This window comes from Prescottella sp. GW823-FHT02E09 (assembly GCF_058797375.1).
This window is the reverse complement of record NZ_JBXAJP010000002.1, coordinates 276,651-301,662: the sequence shown is the minus strand read 5'-3', so window position 1 is coordinate 301,662 and position 25,012 is coordinate 276,651. Positions and strand designations below refer to the sequence as shown.

General features: G+C 68.7%; 25 protein-coding genes. 12 read left to right on the top strand and 13 right to left on the bottom strand.

Translation table 11 applies throughout. The features are described from left to right. Positions 1 to 12 precede the first annotated feature (12 nt). Positions 13 to 495 carry a MarR family transcriptional regulator gene (locus AC1RIF_RS05555; RefSeq protein ID WP_492600384.1) on the bottom strand — a complete coding sequence of 161 codons (483 nt, stop codon included), beginning with the start codon at positions 493 to 495 and terminating at the stop codon, positions 13 to 15. 110 nt (positions 496 to 605) lie between these two features. On the opposite strand from AC1RIF_RS05555, the gene AC1RIF_RS05550 reads away from it, so the two are divergent. Next, entirely contained in the window at positions 606 to 1,484 is an 879-nt protein-coding gene (locus AC1RIF_RS05550; protein ID WP_492600383.1) for an alpha/beta fold hydrolase, read from the top strand. 18 nt (positions 1,485 to 1,502) lie between these two features. On the opposite strand, the gene AC1RIF_RS05545 is transcribed toward AC1RIF_RS05550, so the two are convergent. Continuing rightward, positions 1,503 to 1,961: a DUF6389 family protein gene (locus AC1RIF_RS05545; protein ID WP_492600382.1), complete on the bottom strand. Its 459-nt coding sequence runs from the start codon at positions 1,959 to 1,961 to the stop codon at positions 1,503 to 1,505. A 116-nt stretch (positions 1,962 to 2,077) separates the two neighbouring features. Here AC1RIF_RS05545 and AC1RIF_RS05540 point away from each other — a divergent pair, with 116 nt between their 5' ends. Beyond that, complete coding sequence (locus tag AC1RIF_RS05540) at positions 2,078 to 2,245, top strand: hypothetical protein (RefSeq protein WP_492600381.1); 168 nt, start codon at positions 2,078 to 2,080, stop codon at positions 2,243 to 2,245. Between the two features lie 11 nt (positions 2,246 to 2,256). On the opposite strand, the gene pgl is transcribed toward AC1RIF_RS05540, so the two are convergent. From pgl to tkt, 5 genes are read right to left on the bottom strand one after another with little or no spacing between them, the layout of a single operon-like run. Further along, entirely contained in the window at positions 2,257 to 3,015 is a 759-nt protein-coding gene (pgl, locus tag AC1RIF_RS05535) for a 6-phosphogluconolactonase (protein WP_492600380.1), read from the bottom strand. Then, positions 3,008 to 3,916 carry a glucose-6-phosphate dehydrogenase assembly protein OpcA gene (opcA, locus tag AC1RIF_RS05530; protein WP_492600379.1) on the bottom strand — a complete coding sequence of 303 codons (909 nt, stop codon included), beginning with the start codon at positions 3,914 to 3,916 and terminating at the stop codon, positions 3,008 to 3,010. The genes pgl and opcA overlap by 8 nt, the downstream gene beginning before the upstream one ends. Further along, positions 3,913 to 5,454: a glucose-6-phosphate dehydrogenase gene (gene zwf, locus AC1RIF_RS05525; RefSeq protein ID WP_492600378.1), complete on the bottom strand. Its 1,542-nt coding sequence runs from the start codon at positions 5,452 to 5,454 to the stop codon at positions 3,913 to 3,915. The genes opcA and zwf overlap by 4 nt, the downstream gene beginning before the upstream one ends. A 4-nt stretch (positions 5,455 to 5,458) precedes the next feature. Then, positions 5,459 to 6,592 (bottom strand): transaldolase, encoded by a 1,134-nt coding sequence (gene tal / locus AC1RIF_RS05520; protein ID WP_492600377.1) that lies wholly within the window; start codon positions 6,590 to 6,592, stop codon positions 5,459 to 5,461. 6 nt (positions 6,593 to 6,598) lie between these two features. Then, positions 6,599 to 8,701, bottom strand: coding sequence for a transketolase (gene tkt, locus AC1RIF_RS05515; RefSeq protein ID WP_492600376.1), 2,103 nt, complete (start codon positions 8,699 to 8,701; stop codon positions 6,599 to 6,601). A 194-nt stretch (positions 8,702 to 8,895) separates the two neighbouring features. Between tkt and AC1RIF_RS05510 the strand changes: the two genes are divergently transcribed. Then, positions 8,896 to 9,885, top strand: a complete 990-nt coding sequence (locus AC1RIF_RS05510) for a heme o synthase (protein ID WP_492600375.1) — start codon at positions 8,896 to 8,898, stop codon at positions 9,883 to 9,885. A 62-nt stretch (positions 9,886 to 9,947) separates the two neighbouring features. On the opposite strand, the gene AC1RIF_RS05505 is transcribed toward AC1RIF_RS05510, so the two are convergent. Next, a complete protein-coding gene (locus AC1RIF_RS05505; protein ID WP_492600374.1) occupies positions 9,948 to 10,913 on the bottom strand; it encodes a quinone oxidoreductase family protein in 966 nt (321 codons plus the stop codon). Positions 10,914 to 10,996: 83 nt separating this feature from the next. Here AC1RIF_RS05505 and AC1RIF_RS05500 point away from each other — a divergent pair, with 83 nt between their 5' ends. After that, a complete protein-coding gene (locus AC1RIF_RS05500; RefSeq protein ID WP_492600373.1) occupies positions 10,997 to 11,350 on the top strand; it encodes a hypothetical protein in 354 nt (117 codons plus the stop codon). Positions 11,351 to 11,419: 69 nt separating this feature from the next. On the opposite strand, the gene AC1RIF_RS05495 is transcribed toward AC1RIF_RS05500, so the two are convergent. From AC1RIF_RS05495 to mptB, 5 genes are all read right to left on the bottom strand, one after another. After that, positions 11,420 to 12,394: a COX15/CtaA family protein gene (locus AC1RIF_RS05495; protein ID WP_492600372.1), complete on the bottom strand. Its 975-nt coding sequence runs from the start codon at positions 12,392 to 12,394 to the stop codon at positions 11,420 to 11,422. Between the two features lie 263 nt (positions 12,395 to 12,657). Beyond that, positions 12,658 to 14,166, bottom strand: coding sequence for a hypothetical protein (locus AC1RIF_RS05490; RefSeq protein WP_492600775.1), 1,509 nt, complete (start codon positions 14,164 to 14,166; stop codon positions 12,658 to 12,660). Between the two features lie 154 nt (positions 14,167 to 14,320). Continuing rightward, positions 14,321 to 15,118 carry an ABC transporter permease gene (locus AC1RIF_RS05485; protein WP_492600371.1) on the bottom strand — a complete coding sequence of 266 codons (798 nt, stop codon included), beginning with the start codon at positions 15,116 to 15,118 and terminating at the stop codon, positions 14,321 to 14,323. After that, positions 15,115 to 16,068, bottom strand: a complete 954-nt coding sequence (locus AC1RIF_RS05480) for an ABC transporter ATP-binding protein (protein WP_492600774.1) — start codon at positions 16,066 to 16,068, stop codon at positions 15,115 to 15,117. The genes AC1RIF_RS05485 and AC1RIF_RS05480 overlap by 4 nt, the downstream gene beginning before the upstream one ends. A gap of 14 nt (positions 16,069 to 16,082) precedes the next feature. Continuing rightward, complete coding sequence (gene mptB, locus AC1RIF_RS05475; protein WP_492600773.1) at positions 16,083 to 17,771, bottom strand: polyprenol phosphomannose-dependent alpha 1,6 mannosyltransferase MptB; 1,689 nt, start codon at positions 17,769 to 17,771, stop codon at positions 16,083 to 16,085. Positions 17,772 to 17,965: 194 nt separating this feature from the next. On the opposite strand from mptB, the gene AC1RIF_RS05470 reads away from it, so the two are divergent. The 8 genes from AC1RIF_RS05470 to AC1RIF_RS05435 all read left to right on the top strand — a co-directional run bounded on the left by AC1RIF_RS05470 (position 17,966) and on the right by AC1RIF_RS05435 (position 24,888). After that, positions 17,966 to 18,664, top strand: a complete 699-nt coding sequence (locus tag AC1RIF_RS05470) for a helix-turn-helix transcriptional regulator (protein WP_492600370.1) — start codon at positions 17,966 to 17,968, stop codon at positions 18,662 to 18,664. Positions 18,665 to 18,735: 71 nt separating this feature from the next. Next, positions 18,736 to 20,181: a Fe-S cluster assembly protein SufB gene (gene sufB / locus AC1RIF_RS05465; protein WP_492600369.1), complete on the top strand. Its 1,446-nt coding sequence runs from the start codon at positions 18,736 to 18,738 to the stop codon at positions 20,179 to 20,181. Next, on the top strand, positions 20,181 to 21,374 hold the full coding sequence (sufD, locus tag AC1RIF_RS05460; RefSeq protein WP_492600368.1) for a Fe-S cluster assembly protein SufD: 1,194 nt from the start codon (positions 20,181 to 20,183) through the stop codon (positions 21,372 to 21,374). The genes sufB and sufD overlap by 1 nt, the downstream gene beginning before the upstream one ends. A 54-nt stretch (positions 21,375 to 21,428) precedes the next feature. Next, a complete protein-coding gene (gene sufC / locus AC1RIF_RS05455) occupies positions 21,429 to 22,226 on the top strand; it encodes a Fe-S cluster assembly ATPase SufC (RefSeq protein ID WP_492600367.1) in 798 nt (265 codons plus the stop codon). A gap of 5 nt (positions 22,227 to 22,231) precedes the next feature. Next, entirely contained in the window at positions 22,232 to 23,494 is a 1,263-nt protein-coding gene (locus AC1RIF_RS05450) for a cysteine desulfurase (RefSeq protein WP_492600366.1), read from the top strand. A 2-nt stretch (positions 23,495 to 23,496) separates the two neighbouring features. Further along, the gene (gene sufU, locus AC1RIF_RS05445; RefSeq protein WP_492600365.1) at positions 23,497 to 23,985 is read left to right on the top strand and encodes a Fe-S cluster assembly sulfur transfer protein SufU; all 489 of its coding nucleotides are present in this window, start codon (positions 23,497 to 23,499) and stop codon (positions 23,983 to 23,985) included. Then, positions 23,982 to 24,392 (top strand): metal-sulfur cluster assembly factor, encoded by a 411-nt coding sequence (locus AC1RIF_RS05440; RefSeq protein ID WP_492600364.1) that lies wholly within the window; start codon positions 23,982 to 23,984, stop codon positions 24,390 to 24,392. Before sufU ends, AC1RIF_RS05440 begins: the two co-directional genes overlap by 4 nt. Before the next feature lie 4 nt (positions 24,393 to 24,396). After that, positions 24,397 to 24,888 (top strand): DUF1990 domain-containing protein, encoded by a 492-nt coding sequence (locus AC1RIF_RS05435; RefSeq protein WP_492600363.1) that lies wholly within the window; start codon positions 24,397 to 24,399, stop codon positions 24,886 to 24,888. The last annotated feature ends 124 nt before the right edge of the window (positions 24,889 to 25,012 follow it).

Here is a 25,012-nt window from a genome sequence, read left to right as displayed (position 1 = left end):
GGGGGCAGGCGTTCAGCGCACGTCGGCGTCGGCGCGCGCGCCGGCTGCGACGGCGTGCATCTTCGTCAGGAATGCCCCGATCGTCTCCTGCTCGTGCGGCGGGAAGGATTCGACGACCTCCACCGCGCGGTCGATGAGGGGTCCGAAGAACGACGTACCCAGGTCGACCGCGTGTGAGGTGACCTCGACGACGACCCGACGGCGATCGACGGTGTCTCGTGTGCGGGACAGTAGTTCCGCCTTCTCGAGTCGGTCGATCAGTGCGGTGGTGGAGGCGGAACTGATGCTCAGCTGCGACCCCAACCAACCCGGCGTTGCGCGCTGTCCCGCACGGGCCGCGTCGAGGAGGGCGATCAGCGCCCGAAGGTCGGTCGTGTGCAGGTGGTGCCGTCTGGCGAACTCGGACCCGAAGAGGTTGAGCTCCACCGTCAGCGCCCGCAGTTGGTGCACCGTTGCGTGGCCCCTGATGCGGGGGTCGAGTTCATCGTCGGGCATGGCTTCCTCTTTTCTCCCGTACGGGCCTGGACGGCGGTTATCTCGTTGCCTAGTATCTCGATGATCGAGATAAAAGTCGACAGGTGGGGCCGACCAACGGGGGCAGACTGGTGAAACGAAGTGATGGAGTCGAATTCGCGACGACGGAGAACGGGCGTGAGTTCGCGCAGCGGTACCGCCGAGTGCTCGGACAGTGGCCGGGTGCGGTCGAGGGCGTCGACATCGACACCCGGTTCGGGACCACCCGCGTCAACGTATGTGGGCCGGCCGGTGCCTCGCCGGTGATCCTGCTGCCCGGCGGGGGCGCCACCTCCACGATGTGGTTCGCGGTGGCGGCGGCACTGTGCGGCGATCACCAGGTGTTCGCTGTCGATCTGCCCGGCGACGTCGGTCTCTGGGTGGCCACCGAACCGCCGGGGAACCTGGACGACCTGATGGGCTGGGTATCCGCGGTCGTCGACGCTCTGGGCCTGCGAACGTACGACGTCGTGGGCCACTCGTACGGTGCGATGGTCGCGCTCGCGCACGCGCTGCGTCGGCCCGCCGGGCTCGAGAGGTTGGTCCTGCTGGATCCCAACTCGTGTTTCGCGGGGATGAGCCCGCAGTACCTGGCTCGTGCGGTTCCGGTGCTAGTCCACCCGACCGGTGCGCGGCTGCGGCGCCTGATCGGGTGGGAATCGGCCGGCGCCGCGGTGGACGCCGACTGGCTCGAGCTGGTCGCATTCGGCACCGAACGGTTCCCGGCGCACCGCCTGGTGGTGCCGCGGCGACCCGGGGCGCGCGAGCTCGGGGAGGTGCGTGCCGAGGTGACCGTCGTGCTCGCCGAGCGCAGTCGGGTACACGACGCTGCACGGGTCCGTGAACGGGTTCGTAGTTCGATGCCGCGGGCCGCGGTACACGTGCTTCCCGGTGAATCCCACTACTCGCTGCCGATGAGGTCGTCGCCGGAGTTCGGTGCGGTGCTGCGGACCGCGCTCGGCGGGCAGTAGCGCCGTGTGCCGCTGCCCCTACCGGTTCGTCGGCGAGAACAGCAGCGGGGTGATGGTTCCGTAGTCGTCGTGGCCTTCGATGTGCCACGGCAGCGTCGAGCGTCCCTCGCCCACCCGGGACCACAACGTCGTGAGCCAGGTCGCGGCGGCGTCGACCACCGCGTCCTGGATGCAGAACGGCGGATTCCGGCTCGGCCAGAGCGGGACGTCCGGCTCGAGTCCGTCCTCGGTGTACTCCACCCCGAACAGGTGACGGTGGTCGTCGATCGGCTTGTTCAGCACGAAGGAGTCCGGCCCGTCGAGTCGTGCCCACACATCGAACGTTCCTTCCCCGTCCTGATCGGGAAACACGTCGAACCACAGGGCGGTCGCCTCCGCGGGACAGGCATCGAGGATCGCCGAAATCCTCTGTGCCGCAGCATCCGTGTAGCGGCCGAGGACGGTATGCAGTTCCGAGAGGTACTCCGTGCGGTTCACGTCGAAATCGTAGCGGCCGGACCGGCCGGCGGCGACGGGGAACCGATCGACGATTCGTCGCGTCCTACAGAGCGAAAGGATCTCGAATCCGGGGACGACAGTGGAGGAGTGGGCGAATGGATCGGTGCCCGAGGGGATCGGCGCATCTGCGGTCGACGCTGCGCGCGTCGGCCGGACCGCGCAGCGGTGGACTGCTGGCGACCGGGTGTCGGCCACGACCTGTGGTGGCCGACACCGGTGAACCGCCGCAGTCGGTCCGGCCGATCGACGATCAGCCGGACTGACGCGGTCGACGTCAGGTGCGGGGCAGTCCGCTCGCTGCGGTCTCGTCGAGTAGCCAGACTGTCTTCGCGATCCCGCGCGCACCCGCGGCCGGGATCTCGTCGGACGACGCGCCACCGACAGCGGCAGCGACGGCCTCGGCCTTCGCCTCGCCCGAGACGATGAGCCACACCTCACGCGCCGACTGCAGCGCCGGCAGCGTCAGCGTCACGCGGACCGGCGGCGGCTTGGGGGAGTCGGTGACGGCGACGACGAGCTGCTCGGGCTCACGCACCGCATCGGTGTGCGGGAACAGCGAGTTGACGTGTCCCTCACCGCCCATGCCCAGCAGGTGGACGTCGAACAGTGGGCCGGCGCGATCGGACCCGTACGCGTCGAGCACCTCGGCGTAGGCTGCGGCCGCGGTGACCGGGTCGCTGCCGTACGCGCCGTCGGACGCGGCCATCACGTGGACGCGAGCCGGGTCGACCGGGACATGGTCGAGCAGGGCCTGGTGCGCCTGCACCTCATTGCGCTCGGGATCGCCTGCGGGCAGGAAGCGTTCGTCGCCGAAGAACACGTCGAGCGCCGACCAGTCGATCGTGCCCGGGTGCGCACGGACGTGCTCGAGCAGTGCGATGCCGGTGCCGCCGCCGGTGAGCACCACCGACGCGGACCCACGCTCGCGCTGCGCTGCGACGACCGCGTCGACGAACCGCGCGGCCGCAGCCTGCACCAGCGCGTCGGTGTCCGGGTACCGCTGGATCTCCTGCTGTGCATTCACGTCAGACATACTCCACCTTCGACAGTCCGGTCAGGGCGGCCTCGTAGATCTCGTCCGGGTCGAGCCGGCGCAGCTCCTCGGCGAGACAATCGCGCGTCTCGCGCCGGGCCAGCGCCACCAGGGCGTCGGGCTGACCGGTCCGGCTCAGCGTCGCGGTGGTCTCGACCTGCGGGCGGCTGATCGAGATGGTGTCGTTCGCGAGCTTCAGTTCGACGAACAGATCACCGGTCTGCCGGTAGACCGGGCCGTCGATGCGATCAGCCAGCCAGCCCGCCAGCACGTCGAGTGCGGGCTCGGTGGCCAGCCCCGACACCGTCGCCGACACGATCGGCTCGTGCGGCGGCTGGTCGAGGGCCGAGGTCAGCAGCGCGCGCCAGTACGTGACCCGGCTCCACGCAAGGTCGGTGTCCCCGGCGGTGTACGACCCGAGCCGACTCTTGATCGTCGACGTCGGGTCCTCGGCGCCGGTGGCATCGGTGATCCGACGGATCGCCAAGCGGCCCACCGGATCCAGCGCCGGCACCGTGGGGGCGTCCTCGGGCCACCACGCGACGACGGGCGTGTCGGGCAGCAGGAATGGGACGACGACACTGGCCTCGTGGTCGGCGAGCTCGCCGTACACCCGCAGCACCACGACCTCGGAAGCGCCGGCGTCGCCGCCGACCCGGATCTCGGCGTCGAGATGCGTCTCCTCCGAACGGGACCCGCGCGCCACCACGATGACACGGCAGGGATGTTCCCGGCTGGCCTCGTTCGCGGCGTCGATGACGTCCTCGGAGTTCTTGCTGTCCCGGGTGCACACGACCAGCGTCAGGACCCGGCCCAACGTGACGGCGCCGCCGGACTCGCGGAGCTCGACGAGCTTCTTGTTGATCGCTCCGGTGGTGGTGCCCGGCAGCTCGATGATCACGGCCTTCTCCATTCGCGACCGGTGCGGCGCATCATCTCCTGCGCCGACGGCGGACCCCACGTTCCTGCCTCGTAGGGTTCGGGCTTGCCCTGCTTCGCCCAGTGCTCGAGGACCGGGTCGAGGATTTTCCACGACAGCTCGACCTCGGCGTTGACGGGGAACAGGGACGGCTCGCCCAACAGGACGTCGAGGATCAGTCGCTCGTAGGCCTCCGGGGAGGACTCGGTGAACGCCTGTCCGTAGCTGAAGTCCATGTTGACGTCCCGGACCTCCATGCTCGATCCGGGCACCTTGGAGCCGAACCTCATGGTGACGCCCTCGTCGGGCTGGACCCGGATCACGAGGGCGTTCTGACCGAGGTCCTCGGTCATGGTCGCGTCGAACGGTAGGTGCGGGGCCCGCTTGAACACGACGGCGATCTCGGTGACCCTGCGGCCCAATCGCTTTCCCGTACGCAGGTAGAACGGCACGCCCGCCCAGCGGCGGGTGTCCACCTCGAGGGTGATCGCCGCGTAGGTCTCGGTGGTGGAGTCCTTGGCGAAACCCTCCTCCTCGAGCAGGCCGACGACCTTGCGTCCGCCCTGCCAGCCGCCGGCGTACTGACCGCGGGCGGTGGTCTCGTCGAGGGGCTCGGCGAGGCGCGTCGCGGAGAGCACCTTGATCTTCTCGGCCTGCAGCTCGGACGGCTCGAAACTGATCGGCTCCTCCATCGCGGTGAACGCGAGCAGCTGCAGCAGGTGGTTCTGGATGACGTCACGGGCCGCACCGATGCCGTCGTAGTATCCGGCGCGACCACCGAGGCCGATGTCCTCGGCCATGGTGATCTGCACGTGGTCGACGTAGTGCGCGTTCCAGATCGGGTCGAACAGCTGGTTCGCGAAACGCAGCGCCAGGATGTTCTGGACCGTCTCCTTGCCCAGGTAGTGATCGATGCGGAACACCGTGTCCTCCGGGAACACGTTGTTCACCACCGCATTGAGCTCCTGCGCGCTCTCGAGGTCGTGGCCGAACGGCTTCTCGATGACCACCCGGCGCCACTGCCCGTCCGCGGACTTGGCGAGTCCGGACTTCGACAACTGCTCGCACACCGTGGGGAACTGAGCCGGCGGAATCGACAGGTAGAACGCATGATTGCCGCGGGTGCCGCGCTCACGGTCCAGGGCGTCGAGGGTGTGCGAGAGGTGGGTGAAGGCTTCGGCGTCGTCGAAGCTGCCCTGCACGAAGCGAATCCCCTTCGCCAGCTGCTCCCAGACGTCCTCGCTGAACGGTGTGCGGGCGTGCTCGCGCACCGCGTCGTGCACGACCTGTGCGAAATCCTGGTCCGCCCAGTCACGCCGGGCGAAACCGACCAGAGCGAACCCGGGCGGCAGGAGGCCTCTGTTGGCGAGGTCGTAGACCGCGGGCATCAGCTTCTTGCGAGCCAGATCGCCGGTGACACCGAAGATCACCAGGCCACAGGGGCCGGCGATGCGAGGCAGTCGCCGGTCCCTGCTGTCCCGAAGTGGGTTGATCCAACCGTCCGCCGCGGGTCCGCTCACGGGGTCAGCTCTCTCGAGCAGCGGTGAGCTGCTCCGAGATGGCGTCGAGGAGTTCGTTCCACGAGACCTCGAACTTGTCCACGCCCTCGGTCTCGAGCTTGTCGAACACCGCGGGGATGTCGATCCCGACGGCGGCGAGCTGGTCGAAGACGGCCTGCGACGCCGCGGCGGTGCCCGAGATGGTGTCCCCGGAGACGACGCCGTGATCGGCGACCGCCTCCATGGTCTTCTCCGGCATCGTGTTGACGGTGTTCGGTGCGACGAGGTCGGTCACGTACAGCGTGTCCGAGTAGTCGGGGTTCTTCACACCGGTCGACGCCCACAACGGACGCTGTACGCGGGCGCCGGCGGCCGCCAGCGCCTCCCAGCGCGACCCGCCCTCGAACACCTGCTGGTACGACGCGTACGCCAGGCGGGCGTTGGCCAGACCGGCCTTGCCGCGCAGCGCGAGTGCCGCGTCCGAGCCGATCTTCTCGAGCTGTCCGTCGATCTCGCTGTCCACGCGGGACACGAAGAACGACGCGACCGAATGGATCTTCGACAGATCGTGTCCGGCGGACTTCGCGGCCTCGAGCCCCGCGAGGTAGGCGTCGATGACGGCCTCGTAGCGCTCGACCGAGAAGATCAGCGTGACGTTGACACTGATGCCCTCCGCGATCACCCGGGTGATCGCGGGCAGGCCCGCCTTGGTGGCCGGGATCTTGATCAGCAGGTTGTCGCGGTCGACGAGCTTCCACAGCTCGATCGCCTGCGCCACCGTCGCGTCGGTCTCGTGTGCCAGCCGCGGATCGACCTCGATCGACACCCGGCCGTCGATACCGTCGGACGCCTCGGCCTGCGGTGCCAGTACCTCGCACGCAGCACGGACGTCGTCCGTGGTGAGCGCGCGGACGGTCTCGTCGACGCCGGCGCCGTTATTCGCGAGCTCGCGCAGCTGTGCGTCGTACGCCTCACCCTTGGTGAGGGCGCCCTGGAAGATCGTCGGGTTGGTGGTGACGCCGACGACGCTGCGGGTGGCGATCAGCTCCGCGAGGTTGCCGGTCTCGAGCCGCGTGCGCGACAGGTCGTCGAGCCACACGGACACACCCGCCGCGGACAGTGCCGCGAGGTTCGCATTCTGGGTTGCAGTGTCAGTCATCGTGATTCATCCCTTCACACGTGCAAGGACGCGACGTGCCGCGTCGGTGACCGCGTCGGCCGTGAAGCCGAACTCGCGGAACAGGGTCTTGTGGTCGGCCGACGCGCCGTAGTGCTCGATCGACACGGCCTCGCCGTCGCTGCCGATGATCTTGTACCACGGCATCGAGATGCCGGCCTCGACGGAGACGCGGGCGCGGACCGCCGGCGGCAGGACCTCGTCGCGGTACGCCTGGTCCTGCTGCTCGAACCAGTCGAGGCAGGGGACCGACACGACGCGGGTGGCGATGCCGTCGGCCTCGAGCGCCTCGCGGGCCGCGACGGCCAGCTGGAGCTCCGAGCCGGTGCCCAGCAGGATCACCTCGGGGGTGCCGGTGGATGCCTCGGCCAGCACGTACGCGCCGCGGGTGACACCCTCGGCGGCCTTCTCTCGGGTGCCCTCGAGGACCGGGATGTCCTGACGGGTCAGTGCCAGGGCGGTGGGGCCGGTCTTGTGCTCGAGCGCCGCCTTCCACGCCTGGGCGGTCTCGTTCGCGTCACCCGGACGGATGACGGACATGTTCGGGATCGCGCGCAGCGACGCCAGGTGCTCGATCGGCTGGTGCGTCGGGCCGTCCTCGCCGAGACCGATGGAGTCGTGCGTCCACACGTAGATCGCCGGCGTCTGCATCAGCGACGCGAGGCGGACCGCGGGGCGCATGTAGTCACTGAAGACGAGGAACGTGCCGCCGTACGCGCGGGTGGGGCCGTGCAGCACGATGCCGTTGAGGATCGAACCCATCGCGTGCTCGCGGATGCCGAAGTGCAGCGTCCGGCCGTAGGGCTGGGCGTTCCAGTCCTTGGTGGAGATCGACGTCGGACCGAACGAGTCGGAACCGTCGATCGTGGTGTTGTTGCTGCCCGCGAGGTCGGCCGAGCCGCCCCACAGCTCCGGCAGGATCGGGCCGAGCGCGTTGAGCGTCTTGCCGGAGGCCTTACGGGTGGCGACACCCTTGGCGTCCGCGTCCCACGTCGGCAGGTTGTCGGTCCAGCCCTCGGGGAACTCGCCCGCATGGAGGCGGTCGAACAGCGCCTTGCGCTCCGGCTCGCGAGCGGCCCACGCGTCGAAGTCGGCCTGCCACTGCTGGTGCGCCTGCGCACCACGGTCGACGACCTGGCGGGCGTGCGCCAGTGCGGCCGGGTCGACGTCGAAGCTCTTCTCCGGATCGAAACCGAGGGCGCGCTTGACGCCGGCGACCTCCTCCGCGCCGAGCGCGGCACCGTGCACGTCACCGGTGTTCATCATGGTCGGAGCGGGGTAGCCGATGATCGTGCGGAGCAGGATGATCGACGGCTTGTCGGTGACGGCCTTCGCGGCCTCGACGGCATCGAGGATCGCGGACACGTTCTCGCCGCCCTCGACGGTCTGCACGTGCCAGCCGTACGCCTCGTAGCGCTTGGCGACGTCCTCGCCGAGCGCGATCGCGGTGTCGTGCTCGATCGAGATCTTGTTGTCGTCGTAGAAGACGATCAGGTTGCCGAGCTCCTGGACGCCGGCGATCGACGATGCCTCGGAGGTGACGCCCTCTTCCATGTCGCCGTCGGAGGCGATCACGTAGACGTAGTGGTCGAACGGGCTGGCGCCGGCCACGGCGTCCGGATCGAACAGGCCACGCTCGCGGCGAGCGGCCATCGCCATGCCGACGGAGGATGCCAGACCCTGGCCCAACGGGCCGGTGGTCATCTCGACGCCGACGGTGTGACCGAACTCGGGGTGGCCCGGGGTCAGCGAGCCCCACGTGCGCAGCGCCTCGATGTCGGACAGCTCGAGGCCGTAACCCGACAAGTACAGCTGCAGGTACAGCGTCAGGCTGCTGTGGCCGCAGGACAGGACGAAGCGGTCGCGACCCACCCATTCCGGGTTCTTCGGATCGTGGCGCAACACTCGCTGGAAGAGCGTGTACGCCAGCGGCGCGAGGCTCATCGCGGTGCCCGGGTGGCCGTTGCCGACCTTCTGGACGGCGTCCGCGGCGAGGACTCGTACGGTGTCGACGGCCTTGGTGTCCAGGTCGGTCCAATCGGCAGGGTGGACCGGTTGCGTGAGGACGCGGATCTCGTCTGTGATCGACACGGGCAGATGTCTCCTGACATGGTTGTACGTGGAGCCGGAGGGTGCTGTGGGCGCTAGCGGGCCTCTTGTGCGCCTCCAGCCTAGTTGTGCCTCACCGTTCGGGTCGATTCGGTTCGCAGGTTTGCGGCGTCTACCATCGTTTGTAGTAGTGCAGTAGCAAGCGAGGATGTAGTCGCGTGGGGCAAGGAGATAGCGTGCGTACAGGGCATCGGCCGAGCGGACATGGCTTCGGCAGCCCCGCCGCCGCATCCGAATCGAAGACTGCGCGGGATACCACCACGTTGTGGGGCCGCATCTCGTCGACGATTCTGGCGTACATCGCGTTGACGAAGCCGCGGGTGATCGAGCTGTTGCTCGTCGCCACGATTCCGGCGATGCTCCTCGCGGACCGCGGCCACATCGATCTGGTTCTCATCATCAGCACCCTGTTCGGTGGCTGGATGGGCGCGGCGAGCGCGAACTCGCTCAACTGTGTCGTCGACGCCGACATCGACAAGGTGATGAAGCGCACCGCGCTGCGTCCCCTCGCACGTCAGGCCGTCCCGACGCGGCACGCGTTCGTGTTCGGCATGACGCTCGGTGTCGCGTCGTTCCTGTGGTTGTGGTGGCGCGCGAACCTGCTCGCCGGGTTCCTGGTGGTCCTCACCATCGCCTTCTACGTGCTCGTCTACACGATGGTGCTCAAGCGCCGCACGTGGCAGAACGTGATCTGGGGCGGCGCCGCGGGTTGCATGCCGGTCATGGTCGGCTGGGCGGCGGTCACCGGATCGCTGAGCTGGGAGCCGGTTGTCCTGTTCCTGATCATCTTCTTCTGGACGCCGCCGCACACCTGGGCGCTCGCGATGCGCTACAAGGAGGACTACAAGGCGGCCGGCGTCCCGATGCTCCCGGTCATCGCTTCCGAGGAACACGTCACCAAGCAGATCGTGATCTACACGTGGGCCACGGTCCTCGCCTCGCTGGCACTGGTGCCGGCGGCCGGCTGGATCTACGCGGGCGTCACACTGCTGGCCGGCGCGTGGTTCCTGTTCGTCGCCCACCAGCTGTACAACTCCGTGCGTGGCGGCACTCCGATCAAGCCCCTCAAGCTGTTCCTGCAGTCCAACAACTACCTCGCGGTGGTGTGCTGCGGACTCGCCGTCGACTCCGTCCTCGGCTGGAACACCATCGCCTCGTACTTCTGATCCGACACGAACGACGAAGGGCCCGCTCTCCGGAGCGGGCCCTTCGTCGTCTTTCCCGTGGCTTACGGCACCAGCACGATCGAACCGGTGGTCTTGCGCCCCTCGAGATCTCGGTGCGCCTGTGCGGCGTCCTCCAGGGGGTACGTGCCCCCCACACGCAGACGCAGCGTCCCCGCGGCGATGGCGTCCAGCACGGCACCGGCGCGCCACGTCAGCTCCTCCCGTGTCCGCACGTAGTGCGCGAGGGTGGGGCGGGTGACGTACAGCGATCCGGACGAGTTCAGGCGCTGCAGGTCGAACGGGGGGACGGGCCCGCTCGCGGCCCCGAACAGCACGAGGGTGCCGCGGATCCGCAGCGACGCGAGACTCGCGTCGAACGTGTCCTTGCCGACCCCGTCGTACGCGGCGGCGACGCCCTCGCCGCCGGTGACCTCTCGAACCTGGTCCGCGAGGGTGTCGCCGTACCGCAGGACCCGCCACGCGCCGGCCTCGCGCGACAGGGCCTCCTTCTCGTCGCTCGACACCGTCGTGATCACCTTGACGTCCTTCGCGGCGGCCATCTGGGTGAGCAACAGGCCCACCCCGCCCGCGCCGGCGTGCACGAGGACGGTGTCCCCGGCCTGCGCGGGATACGCCGACTCGATCAGGTAGTGCGCGGTCATGCCCTGCAGCAGCGCCGATGCCGCGAACTCGGGAGCCACACCCTCGGGGACCCGCACCGCCACCGCTGCGGGCACGGCCACCTTCTCCGCATAGCTGGCGGTGGCGGCCGCCCACGCGACACGGTCGCCCACCGCGAAGTCCGTGACGTCCGACCCGACCTCGACCACCACGCCTGAACCCTCGTCGCCGGGTACGTACGGGACGTCGCGGGCGTAGGTTCCGGTGCGGAAGTACGTGTCGATGAAGTTGATGCCGATCGCGTCGGTGGCAACCAGCAGGTCACCGGTGCCGATCACGGGATCGGGCACCTCCGTGGGGACGAGAACCTCCGGACCGCCGAACTGGGACACCACGATTGCACGCATGCTCCCTGTTCTACACCGGGTCGACCCGCTCGGTACCGGAAGGTCGTGACGGTCGTTCGGCTACCGCACAGTAGTCTGACCCCATGAGCACCGATACCCAGAGCACAGCTGCGGCCCCGGTCCTGCCCTCGGGCACGGTCGCCGCGATCCGCAAGTTCCTGTCCGAGCACGGTGGAACCGCGAGCGCGGTCATCCAGCCGGTGGGCCGCGCGGGCGTCCGCATCACCCTCGTCGGCGCCGACGGCATCCTCGGCGACCAGGTGGTCGACACGGTCGCGATCGCCAACGCGGTCGTCGCCTCGTTCGAGGAGATCACCGTCTCGGAGTGGGACCGCGCCCTCACCAGCGTGGTGACCCCGCGCAAGGGTCACTTCGCGAAGATGGCGGGCTGGGTGGCGCACCAGACGCGCTTCCCGAAGGCACGCAACGAGCGCTGAAACACCCGAAGGCCGGGGCCCTGCACAAGTGCAGGACCCCGGCCTTCGTCGTTCGGGGGTGGAGCCGTGTCAGGCCGACGCGACGGGTTCGGCGTCGGCACGGTCGGCGACCGGCTGTCGGACCCGACCCGCCGCGTACAGAGCGGCGGTCGCGGCGGTGCACGCGCCGGCGAGCGCCACGTGGATCGTCACGAGAGCGGCCGGGACGTGCGTCCAGAACTGCACGAGTCCGACGCCGGCCTGCGCAACGACCAGCGCGATCACGACCTTGAGGCGCAGCTTCACCGCGGCGCTCGCACCGACGGCGTACAGGCCGAAGCCGAGGCCGACCAGCAGTGCGAGGTAGCCGACGAGCATCTCGGCATGCAGGTGCACCAGGTTGGTGATATCGAGGTCGAGGCGCTCGACGGTGCGCTCCGGGTTCTTGTCACCGGCGTGCGGGCCGGCCCCGGTCACCATCGTTCCCGCGACCAGCGTGCCGGCCAGCGCGACACCGGTGAGGGCGGTCAGCCAGCTCAGCTGCCTGGGCAGCGTGGTCACCTCGACGCCGTCGTCCGGCTGATCGATCTTGTGGTACAGCATCACCGACAGCCACACCATCGCCATCGACACCAGCAGATGCAGCGCCACCGTCCACCACAGCAGCCCGGTGAGCACGGTGATGCCTCCGAGGACGGCCTGCGCGACGGTCGACAGCGGCATCAGCCACGCGTAGGCGAGGACCTCGCGACGCCGCCCCGCGCGGGTCACCGCGAGGACGACGGCCGCCGCCGTCGCGACCACCAGGAACGTGAGCAGTCGATTACCGAACTCGATGGACTGGTGGAACCAGGGCGCCGTCGAGTCGCCGGTCGGGACGAAACTGCCCGGATAGCACTGCGGCCAGGTGGTGCAGCCCAGACCGGACGCCGTCACACGGACCACCGATCCGGTGACCGCGATGCCGCCCTGCGTCACGATCACCGCGATCGCGATCCACTTCTGGACCGCAAGCGACGGCAGCGGAAGACGGTTGACCAGGTTCACAAACCCGCGATACAGCACACGACGATGGTAGAGGGCGATCCACTACACGCTGTCGTTGGGGGTGGATCCATCGGGGGAAACGCGCAGTACAACCGACCCGCCACGCATATTGTCGCCCTACGATCGAGAGGTCCGTGTGGCGTGCGCAATCACCTGGGAGTGCTGATGCAAGGAAACCTGCCAGACATCTCGTACGGCGGATTGGACTGGGCCTTCTTCTTCCCGACGAACCTGTACGTCGCCTTCGCCGTGTGGTGGAACCAGTTCTGACGCGCGCCGGATTACGACCCGGCCGACCCGCTCGAGCCGCCGGTGCCGGGATTGACCGAGACGATCCCCGAGATCGTGCCCTGCATGTACCGGCCGTCATCGGTGATCAGCGCCGACATCTGCAGCGTGTCCCCGAGCAGGGTTCCGGTGATCGTCCTGGTGGTCTTCACGGCGCCGGTCTCGGGGTCGATCACGGCATACGCGAACCCGTCGAGAGGGGTTGTCGCGTCCAGTCCCTGCCGGACCATCGTGTAGATGTTGCCGTCCTCGACGGACAGGTGTGGCACCGCGGAGCTGCGCACCTTGTTCTGCCACACCGTGCTGCAGCCGCCACCGTCGTCGTCGACGTCCACTCGCGTCATCCCGCCGTGGAACGGAGCCGACGCGGGAACGGCCTCGCCCGCACCGGCCGGGACCGTCGGGTACGGGTAGCCGTAGGTGCTGGCGACGAACACCGAGCGTCCGATGCCGATGGGGGAGTTCTCGCTGCCGCTGCCCGAACCCGTGCTTCCGCCGACGCTGCCGGTGAGGCTGCCCGCCGAGCCGGTGTCGGATCCGGAGCTGCCGCTCGCGCTGCCCGCGCTGCCCGCGCTCCCTCCGCCGTCGGCCGGCGGGAGGACCGGTTCCTTGCAGACCTCGGCGCCGGTGTCGGACCGGTACACCAGCAGGTTCACCTGGCCGTCGGCGTTGTCGACGATCGTGAGGTACTCCGATCCCGTGGTGGGCCCGAAGTAGGTGGGCGTCGATCCGGTGCCCCAGCTGAGCTGTCCGGGTTTGCGTGCCGACCCCCGGTCGTACAGCTGACGCCAGTCGATGACGGGTTGGGCGTCCGGCCCGGCGCTGAGCTGATAGGTGGCGTGCGTCGTGGCGACGGCCGCGCCGCCGACCGACGTCGAGATGCTGTTCTGCACCTGCTCACCGGAGGGCAGGGCGACGGTGCGCGCGACTCCCGCCTGGTCGACGGTGCCGACGATCCCGCCGCCCGTCGCGAACCACACGTTGCCGGCCCAGTCGGGCGCGAGTCCGGTGACGTTGTCGCCGTCCGGGATGGCGGACGTCAGATCGGTGCTGGAATCGATGCTCAGCTTCCACTTCCCGTCGACCAGCGCGTGGCCGATCCGCAGCATGTGCCGGGTGCCGTCGACGACAACCAGGCGGTCGTCCGAATCGAGGTAGGCGTACACCCCGCCGAGCAAGCTGCCCTTGGTGAGCTGCAGCTGGGCGAGCGTGCCGCCCACCGGGAACGTCGACGCATCGGGATCGAGCAGGTGCACGGTCGGGTTCTGGCCGATCATCGTGGTGCACAGCGCCACGACCAGGCCGTCGGAGCCCTGCAACAGTGTCGGGCAGGCCGACGCCAGCGGGTACTGCGCGATCGAGATCGCGCCGGTACCCGGACCCGCCAGCCGTGTCGCGTCCGACGATCCGGCGTCGCCGTGCATGGTCGAGGTCCCGTCGGGACCCAGAAACGGGTTGGGGGGTGCGAGCGGGCCCCACGGGGTGGCCGCGTCCGCGGTCATCGGGGACAGGGCCAGAGCGAGCGCGCCGCAGGCCGCGATCGACGTCCGGCGGATGCCGGTGATGAGGGAGGTAGTCACGACGGCCAGTGTGGTACCGGACGGTCGGTCGCGGGAGCGTTTCGCCCGACACGAGCCGATTGCACGAATACTCGTGTCAGGTGAACTTGAAGGTGCGGGTGGCGACGAAACCGGCCACCGCCGCCCACACCGCCAGGACGGCCACGCACATGAGGTTGATGCTGCCCGCGGTGGCGTCCTCGAGTGCCTGGGCGAGGGCGCCCGACGGAATCAACTGGGCGACGATTCGGACGCCGTCGTTGAGCTGATCGGCGAAGATGACGCTGCCGATTCCGGCCATCGCGAACCACAGGATGTTGGCCAGAGCGAGCACGATCTCGGCGCGGAGCGTGCCGCCGAGCAGCAACCCCAGCGCGGCGAACGTGACGGTCCCGAGCGCGATCACGACCGCGCCGAGCGCGAGGCCGAGGACACTGGGCCGCCAGCCGAGCGCGAAGCCGATTGCCCCCAACAGCACCGTCTGCAACGCGACGACGATGACGACCGCCGCGCTCTTGCCGGCGATGATGCCCCAGCGTGGCAGGGGAGTGGCCCCGAGTCGTTTCAGTGCGCCGTAGCGTCGGTCGAAGCCGACGGCGATCGCCTGGCCGGTGAACGCCGTCGACATGATCGCGACCATCATCACCGCGGGGACGATGGTGTCGACGCGGTCGGTTCCGAAATCGCCGATCGGGAGCAGGGTCAGGCCGATCAGGAGGGTGATCGGGATGAACATGGTGATGAGCAACTGCTCGCCGTTGCGTAGCAGCAGTGTGAGCTCGAGCCGTGTCTGCGCGGCGAGCATGCGGGCCGCCGGCGCCGGCTGCGGGCGCGGGGCGAACGTGCCGTCGGCGAAACGGTTGTCGGCCAGGCGGTCGTGGTTCGTCACGGTCATCCCCTAATGTCCCGTCCGGTGAGTTCGAGGAAGACGTCCTCGAGTCGGCGCTGGTCCACCCGGAGTTCCGTGGCGAGCGCGTCCTGTCCGGCGCACCACGACGTCACCGCCGCGACGATGTGCGGATCGATGGTGCCGCGCACCACGTAGTTGCCGGGAGTGCGCTCCAGTGCCTGGTAGTCGGCCGGCAACGCCGCCCGCAGGGGCCCGAGGTCGAGACCGGGTGGCGCGACGAGACTCAGCTGACCCTCGGCGCCGGTGCGGGTGACCTCCGACGGCGTACCGGACGCGACGATCTGCCCGTGGTCGATGATGACCAGTTCGTCGGCGAGTTCCTCGGCCTCGTCCATCAGGTGCGTGGTCAGCAGGACGCTGACGCCGTCGCGGCGCAGGGCGTCGATCAGCTCCCACACCAGCAGACGCGCCTGCGCGTCGAGTCCCGCGGTCGGCTCGTCGAGGAAAACCAGCTCGGGACGCCCGACCAGTGCGCAGGCGAGTGCCAGACGCTGCTGCTGGCCACCCGACAGCCGCCGGTACGGCGTCCGGCGAGCGTCCTGTAGTCCGAGGCTCCGCAGGAGCCATTCGGGATCGAGCGGGTCGGCCGAGTACGACGCGACGAGGTCGAGCATCTCCCCGGCCTTCGATCCCGGGTAGGCGCCGCCGCCCTGGAGCATGACGCCGATCCGCGGGCGCAGCGCGGCCGAGTCGGCGATCGGGTCGAGACCGAGTACGCGCACCGATCCCGCATCGGGGGAGACGAAGCCTTCGCACATTTCGACGGTCGTCGTCTTTCCGGCGCCGTTGGGGCCGAGCAGGGCCAACACCTGCGCGGACTCGAGTGTGAGGTCGAGTCCGTCGACCGCGCGCAGGTCTCCGAACGACTTGACGACGCCCTCGAGTCGTACGGCGGGCCCGCCCCTGTTGGACGTCGTGTTCGACGATCTGACAATCACGAGCAACCAGCCTAGGCCCCGGCCGGATCGGTCCGAGCCGGCGGTCCGGCCGGAGCCCGCCACAGCAGCTGATTCCGGGTCAGGACGATCAGGGCGATACTCGTCACCGCGGTCGCGATCGCGGCCTGGACGATCATGAACGGCTCGTACTCGGCGCCGTTCGGCATCAGGATCACGCTGACGAACGATGAGAACGCGATCGCGGGGATGCGGAAGACGGGCCGGGTGGCCCACGCGGCCAGCGGGATCACCGCCCACAGCAGATACCAGGGCTGCACCACCGGGAAGAGCAGCACGATCGCGCCCAGCGAGACGCCGAGCGCGCCCACCGGATGGATCCGGCCGACGAGGACGGCGATCAGCATGCGGACGGTGATGAAGGCGGCGATCAACGACGCGATCGGCCGTGTGAGACTGAGCACAGCGGTGGTGTGGTCGCCCAGGCCGAGGAGGACGCCGGCGAGGCCGGTGCCCAACCCGAGCAGCGTCGGGATCGACATCCAGCTGCGCACCTCGGTCGCGGTGCCGAGGGTCTGGGTCCAGCCCATGCCGAGTCCGCTCGCGACGCTGACGAACACCGTCACCGCGATGGTCACCGCGCCGAGGAGGGCCGCGGCGGACGCCAGGGCCTTGACATTGCCGCCCCATCGCCGGGCCAGGGCCATGCCGACGAAACCGAGCGCCAGCAGCGAGGGAATCTTGATCGTCGACGACAGGGCGATCAGCGTCGCGCCCGCGATCAGCAGGAGTAGCACCCGCCCGCGGATCGGGTCCACGCTGGCGACGGCTCGCAGGGCCAGTTCGACGCCGGCCAGCATGAGCCCGATCATGAGGGCCTCGTTGTGGATGCCGGCGACGAGGTGGAACAGCACCAGTGGATTCGCAGCGCCCAGCCACAGGGCGCTGACGGCGGACACGCCGCAGCGTCGGGCGAGTCGGGGCAGCGCCCATACGATCAGTGCCACGCCGGCGAGGGCGAGAATGCGGTGCAGGAAGATGCCGGCCACGATGTTGTCGCCGGTCAGTGACGTGATTCCGCGGCCCATCCAGAGGAACAGTGGACCGTACGGCGCCGGCGTCTCGCGCCAGATGTTCGGCACCGTCCGGGTGAGGACGTGATCGACGCCGAGCGCGCCCGCCGGTCCGATCTCGTAGGGGTCGAGGCCGCGGGCGGTGATCTCGCTCTGCGCGAGATAGGAGTACACGTCCCGGCTGAACATCGGGGGAGCGACTGTGAGGGGAATCACCCACAGCAGCAGGGTGCGGTCGAGTTGCGACCGGCTCAACTGTCGGGGTGCGCGGCCCCCGCGGATGTTCCCGACCGCGAAGCGGCCGAGCAGCAGCCAGGCCAGTACCACCATCACGGTGCCCGTCATCGCCATGCTCAGCGTCGCGCTCGGCATGCGCGCCGGCAGCCCGAGGAGCCGCAGGCCCTGGACCGGGTTCTGCAGAACGGGCTGAGCGCCCGCGCCCAGCGCACCGACGGCCATGAGGACGGCACCGGTCGCGCCGAAGAGTCGGATGTGGTGCAGTTGGCGGTTCTCGCGGGCGTTGAGACCTGGCGACTCCGGTTCGTCGCCGTGTAGGGCGTCGCCTACGGACGGGCGGGGGGAACGCCCGTCGATTCCGAGCGCCCGCTTGGCGAAGGTCGTCGCCCGCTCGGCCCGAGATCGGGCCGGGGCGTCCGACTCGTTGTCGATCTCGGTCTGCGGCACACGGTGCAGCGTAGCGGGGCGTGCGGGATGCTCCCGTCACGGCGGATCGGCGACTGCTCGCGCCGGTGTGGCGCCCGTTACACAGGCAACCCTTCGTGGACCGTCGGGCCTAATTCCGTCACACTGGTGTTGTGAAATCGGAAGCGGCTCGACGTTCGAGTGGAGAAAGCGCAGCTCACGTGACTGCGTCGTCCTCCGCTGGTTCCGTGGTGTCCGTTGCCGGTACTCACGAAGGGCATACCCGCGCTGCGGTCGTTCAACTGCTCGTCGAGGAGGGGCCCATCTCGGCCACCGACATCGGCGCCCGGCTCGGACTCAGTGCGGCCGGTGTCCGACGGCATCTGGATGCGCTCATCGACGCGGGTGAGGCCCAGGCGGCGAGTGCCGCCAGTTGGCGGCAGCGTGGCCGCGGCCGTCCCGCCAAGCTGTTCCAGATCACCGCGGCGGGGCGGGGCAAGCTCGGCCACACCTACGACGACCTCGCCGGCGCCGCGATGCGGCAGTTGCGTGAGATCGGTGGCGACGCGGCCATCGAGGACTTCGCCCGACGTCGGGTGCAGTCCATCGTCGGCGACGTCGCGCCGGTGGCCGACGACAAGCCGGAGGAGGTGGAGTCCACCGCCGAGGAGATCGCGGAGGCGTTCACCTCGGCCGGGTTCGCGGCGTCGATCCGTCCGGTCGGCAACGGCGTGCAGATCTGCCAGCACCACTGCCCGGTCTCGCACGTGGCCGAGGAGTTCCCCGAATTGTGCGAGGCGGAGCGGGCCGCGTTCGCCGCCTTGCTCGGCCGACATGTGCAGAGATTGGCGACCATCGCCAACGGGGACTGCGCCTGCACCACCCACGTCCCGCTCGCGTTACCCCGAACGACCGAATAGATGTTCTCGATGTTCTCCTCGCCGGTGTCCAGCTCTCACCGGTACGTACCAAGACTCCGGAAGGAGCTCGCATGACCGTCACATCAGACCAGGTGACACCCGAGGCGCCGCTGACGCAGGAAGAGACGATCGCCTCGCTGGGCAATTACGGCTACGGCTGGTCGGACTCCGACGCCGCCGGTGCCAGTGCACAGCGAGGCCTGTCCGAGGACGTCGTGCGGGACATCTCCGGGAAGAAGAACGAGCCCGAGTGGATGCTCGACATCCGTCTCAGGGCGCTCAAGACCTTCGACAAGAAGCCGATGCCGCACTGGGGTTCCAACCTCGACGGCATCGATTTCGACAACATCAAGTACTTCGTGCGCTCGAGCGAGAAGCAGGCCGAGAGCTGGGAAGACCTGCCCGAGGACATCAAGAACACGTACGACAAGCTGGGCATCCCGGAGGCGGAGAAGCAGCGCCTGGTCGCCGGTGTCGCGGCGCAGTACGAGTCCGAGGTGGTCTACCACTCGATCCGCGAGGATCTCGAGGCTCAGGGCGTGATCTTCCTCGACACCGACACCGGTCTGCGTGAGCATCCGGAGATCTTCCAGGAGTACTTCGGCTCGGTCATTCCGGCCGGCGACAACAAGTTCTCCGCGCTGAACACCGCCGTCTGGTCCGGCGGATCGTTCATCTACGTCCCCCCGGGCGTGAAGGTCGACATCCCGCTGCAGGCCTACTTCCGGATCAACACCGAGAACATGGGCCAGTTCGAGCGGACGCTGATCATCGTCGACGAGGGCGCCTCGGTGCACTACGTCGAGGGCTGCACGGCCCCGATCTACAAGTCGGACTCGCTGCATTCCGCGGTCGTCGAGATCATCGTGAAGAAGGGCGGCCACTGCCGCTACACGACGATCCAGAACTGGTCGAACAACGTCTACAACCTGGTGACCAAGCGCACCAAGGTCGAGGCGGGTGGCTCGATGGAGTGGATCGACGGCAACATCGGCTCCAAGGTCACGATGAAGTACCCGGCCGTGTGGATGATGGGCGAGCACGCCCGCGGCGAGGTTCTCTCCGTCGCGTTCGCCGGCGAGGGCCAGCACCAGGACACCGGTGCGAAGATGCTGCACCTGGCGCCGCACACGTCGTCGACCATCATCAGCAAGTCCGTCGCCCGCGGCGGCGGCCGCGCCTCGTACCGCGGCCTGGTTCAGGTCAACAAGGGTGCGCACGGGTCGAAGGCGACCGTCAAGTGTGACGCCCTCCTCGTCGACCAGATCAGCCGTTCCGACACGTACCCCTACGTCGACGTCCGCGAGGACGACGTGACGATGGGTCACGAGGCGACGGTGTCGAAGGTCAGCGACGACCAGTTGTTCTACCTCATGAGCCGCGGTCTGACCGAGGACGAGGCGATGGCCATGGTGGTGCGAGGGTTCGTCGAGCCCATCGCCAAGGAGCTGCCGATGGAGTACGCCCTCGAGCTCAACCGCCTGATCGAACTGCAGATGGAAGGGGCGGTGGGCTAGTGAGCACCCCCGTGACGGGAGTACAGGGTGCGGTGGCCGGCGAGAACGCCGCCCCCGCGACCAACAAGGGTGAGGTCTTCACCTCGTTCGACGTGAATGCGTTCGAGGTGCCGGCCGGACGCGACGAGGCGTGGCGGTTCACGCCGCTGCGCCGCCTCCGTGGTCTGCACGACGGCACGGCTGCGGCCGGGGCGCTGGGCTCCGCGAAGGTCGAGGTCACCGGCGGCGACGTCGCCGTGGAGACCGTCGGTCGCGACGACGCGCGCCTCGGTGAGGGCGGCGTGCCGTTCGATCGTGTTGCCGCGCAGGCGTACTCGTCGTTCGAGACCGCGACCGTCGTGACCGTCGGCCGTGAGGTCGAGGTGGCGGAGCCGATCAACATCGTCGTCACCGGACCCGGTGAGGGCCAGGTGGCGTTCGGGCACCTGCAGATCCGCCTGGAGACCTTCGCGAAGGCGACCGTCGTCCTCGATCAGAAGGGCAGTGGAACCTACGCGGAGAACGTCGAGTTCGTGCTCGGCGACGGCTCGTCGCTGACCGTCGTCGCGGTCCAGGACTGGGCGGACGACGCGGTGCACGCGGCGGCCCACCACGCGATGCTCGGCCGGGACGCGGTGCTACGGCACACCTCGGTGAGTTTGGGCGGCGACCTCGTCCGCATCACGCCGACGGTCAAGTACGCGGGCCCCGGCGGCGACGCCGAACTGCTCGGCCTCTACTTCGCCGACGCCGGTCAGCACTTCGAACAGCGCCTGCTGGTGGACCACTCGCAGCCGCACTGCAAGTCGAACGTCGTGTACAAGGGCGCGCTGCAGGGCGATCCGGAGTCCGGCAAGCCCGACGCGCACACCGTGTGGATCGGTGACGTGCTGATCCGTGCCGAGGCCGAGGGCACCGACACGTTCGAACTCAACCGCAACCTGGTGCTCACCGACGGCGCCCGCGCCGACTCCGTGCCGAACCTCGAGATCGAGACCGGCGAGATCGTCGGCGCCGGACATGCCAGCGCGACCGGACGTTTCGACGACGAGCAGCTGTTCTACCTGCGCGCCCGGGGCATTCCCGAGGACCAGGCGAGGCGACTGGTCGTTCGTGGCTTCTTCCACGAGATCATCAACCGCATCGCCGTCCCCGAGGTGCGCGAGCGCCTCGAAGCCGCGGTCGAGGCCGAACTCGCCGCCGTCGGCGTCTGATCCGGTCAGCCGCCCTTCCACCGATACGTCGCCGATACCCTTCTAGGAAATCGAATGTCTGCACCTGAAAACTCGGTTCTCGAAATCAAGGACCTGCACGTCAACGTTGCGAGCTCGGACGAGAACGCCGAGCCGATCAACATCCTCAAGGGCGTGAACCTCACGGTCCGCTCGGGAGAGACCCACGCCATCATGGGCCCCAACGGCTCCGGCAAGTCGACCCTGTCGTACGCGATCGCCGGCCACCCCAAGTACGAGGTGACCTCCGGTTCGATCACCCTCAACGGTGAGAACGTCCTGGAGATGAGTGTCGACGAGCGCGCCCGCGCCGGACTCTTCCTCGCGATGCAGTACCCGGTCGAGGTTCCGGGTGTGTCGATGTCGAACTTCCTGCGCACCGCCGCCACCGCGGTCCGTGGCGAGGCCCCCAAGCTGCGCCACTGGGTCAAGGAGGTCAAGGAGTCCCTGAACGAGCTCGAGATCGATCCGTCGTTCAGCGAGCGCAGTGTCAACGAGGGCTTCTCCGGTGGCGAGAAGAAGCGCCACGAGATCCTGCAGCTGGGTCTGCTCAAGCCGAAGATCGCGATCCTCGACGAGACCGATTCGGGCCTCGACGTCGACGCGTTGCGCGTGGTCTCCGAGGGCGTCAACCGTTACAAGGAGCGTGAGAACGGCGGCATCCTGCTGATCACGCACTACACGCGGATCCTGCGCTACATCGAGCCCGAGTTCGTGCACGTGTTCGTCAACGGCCGCATCGTCGAGTCCGGTGGCCCCGAGCTCGCCGACGAGCTCGAGACCAACGGCTACGTGCGGTTCACCCAGGCTGCGGCGTCCGGGGCAGAGGCGTAGTTCGGATGACCACCACGGTGCCCGCGCTGGACGTCACCAGGATCCGGGAGGACTTCCCGATCCTGGGACGGACCGTGCGCGACGGAAAGCCCTTGGTGTACCTGGACTCCGGTGCCACGTCGCAGCGTCCGGTCCAGGTGCTCGACGCCGAGCGGCACTTCCTCACCACGTGCAACGCTGCAGTGCACCGCGGTGCGCACCAGTTGGCCGAGGAGGCCACCGACGCGTACGAGGGTGCCAGGGCCGCGATCGCGTCGTTCGTGGGCGCCGACGCGGACGAGTTGGTGTTCACCAAGAACGCCACCGAGTCGCTCAATCTCGTGGCGCACGTGTTCGGCGACGACCGGTTCTCCCGGGTCGTCGGGCCCGGTGACGAGATCGTGGTCACCGAACTCGAACATCACGCGAATCTCGTTCCGTGGCAGGAGCTTGCTCGTCGCACCGGCGCGACCCTGCGCTGGTACGGCATCACCGACGACGGGCGTATCGACCTGGACTCGCTGGAGCTGACCGACAAGGTCAAGGTCGTCGCGTTCACGCACCAGTCGAACGTGACGGGCGCGATCTCGCCGGTCGCCGAGCTGGTTCGGCGGGCGCAGGCCGTGGGTGCGCTGACGGTGCTCGACGCGTGCCAGTCCGTGCCGCACATCACGGTCGACTTCCATGCGCTCGACGTCGACTTCGCCGCGTTCTCGGGACACAAGATGCTCGGGCCGTCCGGCGTCGGTGTGCTGTACGGCAAGCGTGCGCTGTTGGCGTCGATGCCGCCGTTCATCACGGGCGGCTCGATGATCGAGACCGTGACGATGGAGGGCAGCACCTACGCGGCCCCGCCGCAGCGGTTCGAGGCCGGAGTGCCGATGACCTCGCAGGTGGTCGGGCTCGGGGCGGCCGTGAAGTACCTCGAGGATATCGGCATGGACGCCATCTCGGTACACGAGCACCGGCTCGTCACCGCGGCGCTCGAGGGCCTCGCGGGGATTCCCGGCGTCCGCATCGTCGGACCCACCGACGGAATCGACCGCGGGTCCGCGGTGGCGTTCCTGGTCGACGGGATCCACGCCCACGACCTGGGGCAGGTGCTCGACGACGACGGTGTGGCCGTGCGTGTCGGACATCACTGCGCGTGGCCGATGCACCAGCGGTTCGGCATCGCCGCAACCGCGCGGGCGTCGTTCGCGCTGTACAACACCCTCGACGAGGTCGATGCGCTGGTCGCCGGTATCCGGCGGGCGCAGGACTTCTTCGGTGTCGGCGGAGGAGCCTGAGCGTGCGTCTGGAGCAGATGTACCAGGAAGTGATCCTGGACCACTACAAGCATCCGCTGGGCCGTGGGCTGCGCGATCCGTTCGGCGCCGAGGTGCACCACGTGAACCCGACGTGCGGCGACGAGATCACGCTGCGCGTGCACCTGTCGGAGGGTGAGGACGGCCGGCTCGTCGTGGCCGACGTCTCCTACGACGGCCAGGGCTGCTCGATCAGCCAGGCATCGACGTCGGTGCTGTTCGACCAGATCGTGGGGATGCCCCTCGACGACGCTTTGCGCACGGTCGACGCGTTCAACGAGATGGTGAGCAGCCGCGGCACCGTCGAGGGCGACGAGGATGTGCTCGGCGACGGCATCGCGTTCAGCGGGGTGTCGAAGTACCCGGCACGCGTGAAGTGCGCGCTGTTGGGGTGGATGGCTTTCAAGGATGCCGTTGTTCGAATAGTCGACGGTGAGAACGACCTTGCGCGAACCGGAGGACAGACATCATGACCGAGACCCAGGCCGAGCAGGCCCAGCCCGAGAACTCGGCGACCGCGGCCGAGGGTGGCGCCGAGTACGGCGCGACGCTGACCCCGGAGCGCCTCGACGAGCTCGAGGAGGCGATGCGTGACGTCGTCGACCCCGAGCTCGGTATCAACGTCGTCGATCTCGGTCTGGTCTACGACTTCAAGGAGATCGACGAGAACGGCATCGACGTCGTGCAACTCGACATGACGCTGACGTCCGCGGCCTGCCCGCTGACCGATGTCATCGAGGAGCAGTCCAAGCGCGCCCTGGTGAACGGCAGCCTGTGCGACGAGCTGCGGATCAACTGGGTCTGGATGCCGCCGTGGGGTCCGGACAAGATCACTGAGGACGGCCGCGAGCAGCTGCGCGCCCTCGGGTTCACGGTCTAGCAGGTTGGCCCGGGATCCCCGGGCGCTGACCTACCGCGAGGTCGGTGCCACCGCCGGAGAGCTGCCGGCCGGCTACCGACATCAACGCGAATCGATGTTCGTCGGACGCGGCGAGGATGCCTTCCTTGCCGCGTCCGACGCGTTGATGGGCTGGGACGTACACCGTCGTGCCGGGCTGCGGGTGCAGGCAGATTCCCCGGTGGCAATGCCCGGCGCCACCGTGGAACTGCGCTGGTTCGGCTTCACGATCCCGTGCCGGGTGATCTATGTGGTCGACGAACCGGACCGCCGCGGCTTTGCCTACGGCACCCTGACCGGGCATCCCGAGTCGGGGGAGGAACGGTTCTGCGTCGAACGCAGCCCCGACGATTCGGTGCACGTCACGATCACCGCGTTTTCGCGCCCCGGACGTTGGTTCACGCGTCTGGGCGATCCCGCAGCACGTTTCGTACAGCGTCGGATGACGGGGCGCTACCTGCGGGCACTCGCCGGCTGAGTGCCGGCAGGTAGCAGAGGCGTCCGGCTTGCATGGCGTGGAGGCAGGTGCGAAACGTCTGTGGCCCACAATGCGCGGCGATTTCGCGGACCGACGTGCGGCGCCGTAGTCCGCGAAGTGACCG

What these genes read in the sequence shown, in the direction of transcription:
- AC1RIF_RS05555 (WP_492600384.1), bottom strand. Translation starts at nt 495, where the DNA reads ATGCCCGACGATGAACTCGACCCCCGCATCAGGGGCCACGCAACGGTG.
- AC1RIF_RS05540 (WP_492600381.1), top strand. Translation starts at nt 2,078, where the DNA reads ATGGATCGGTGCCCGAGGGGATCGGCGCATCTGCGGTCGACGCTGCGC.
- pgl (WP_492600380.1), bottom strand. Translation starts at nt 3,015, where the DNA reads ATGTCTGACGTGAATGCACAGCAGGAGATCCAGCGGTACCCGGACACC.
- tal (WP_492600377.1), bottom strand. Translation starts at nt 6,592, where the DNA reads ATGACTGACACTGCAACCCAGAATGCGAACCTCGCGGCACTGTCCGCG.
- AC1RIF_RS05505 (WP_492600374.1), bottom strand. Translation starts at nt 10,913, where the DNA reads ATGCGTGCAATCGTGGTGTCCCAGTTCGGCGGTCCGGAGGTTCTCGTC.
- AC1RIF_RS05500 (WP_492600373.1), top strand. Translation starts at nt 10,997, where the DNA reads ATGAGCACCGATACCCAGAGCACAGCTGCGGCCCCGGTCCTGCCCTCG.
- AC1RIF_RS05490 (WP_492600775.1), bottom strand. Translation starts at nt 14,166, where the DNA reads ATGACCGCGGACGCGGCCACCCCGTGGGGCCCGCTCGCACCCCCCAAC.
- AC1RIF_RS05485 (WP_492600371.1), bottom strand. Translation starts at nt 15,118, where the DNA reads ATGACCGTGACGAACCACGACCGCCTGGCCGACAACCGTTTCGCCGAC.
- sufB (WP_492600369.1), top strand. Translation starts at nt 18,736, where the DNA reads ATGACCGTCACATCAGACCAGGTGACACCCGAGGCGCCGCTGACGCAG.
- sufC (WP_492600367.1), top strand. Translation starts at nt 21,429, where the DNA reads ATGTCTGCACCTGAAAACTCGGTTCTCGAAATCAAGGACCTGCACGTC.
- AC1RIF_RS05450 (WP_492600366.1), top strand. Translation starts at nt 22,232, where the DNA reads ATGACCACCACGGTGCCCGCGCTGGACGTCACCAGGATCCGGGAGGAC.
- AC1RIF_RS05440 (WP_492600364.1), top strand. Translation starts at nt 23,982, where the DNA reads ATGACCGAGACCCAGGCCGAGCAGGCCCAGCCCGAGAACTCGGCGACC.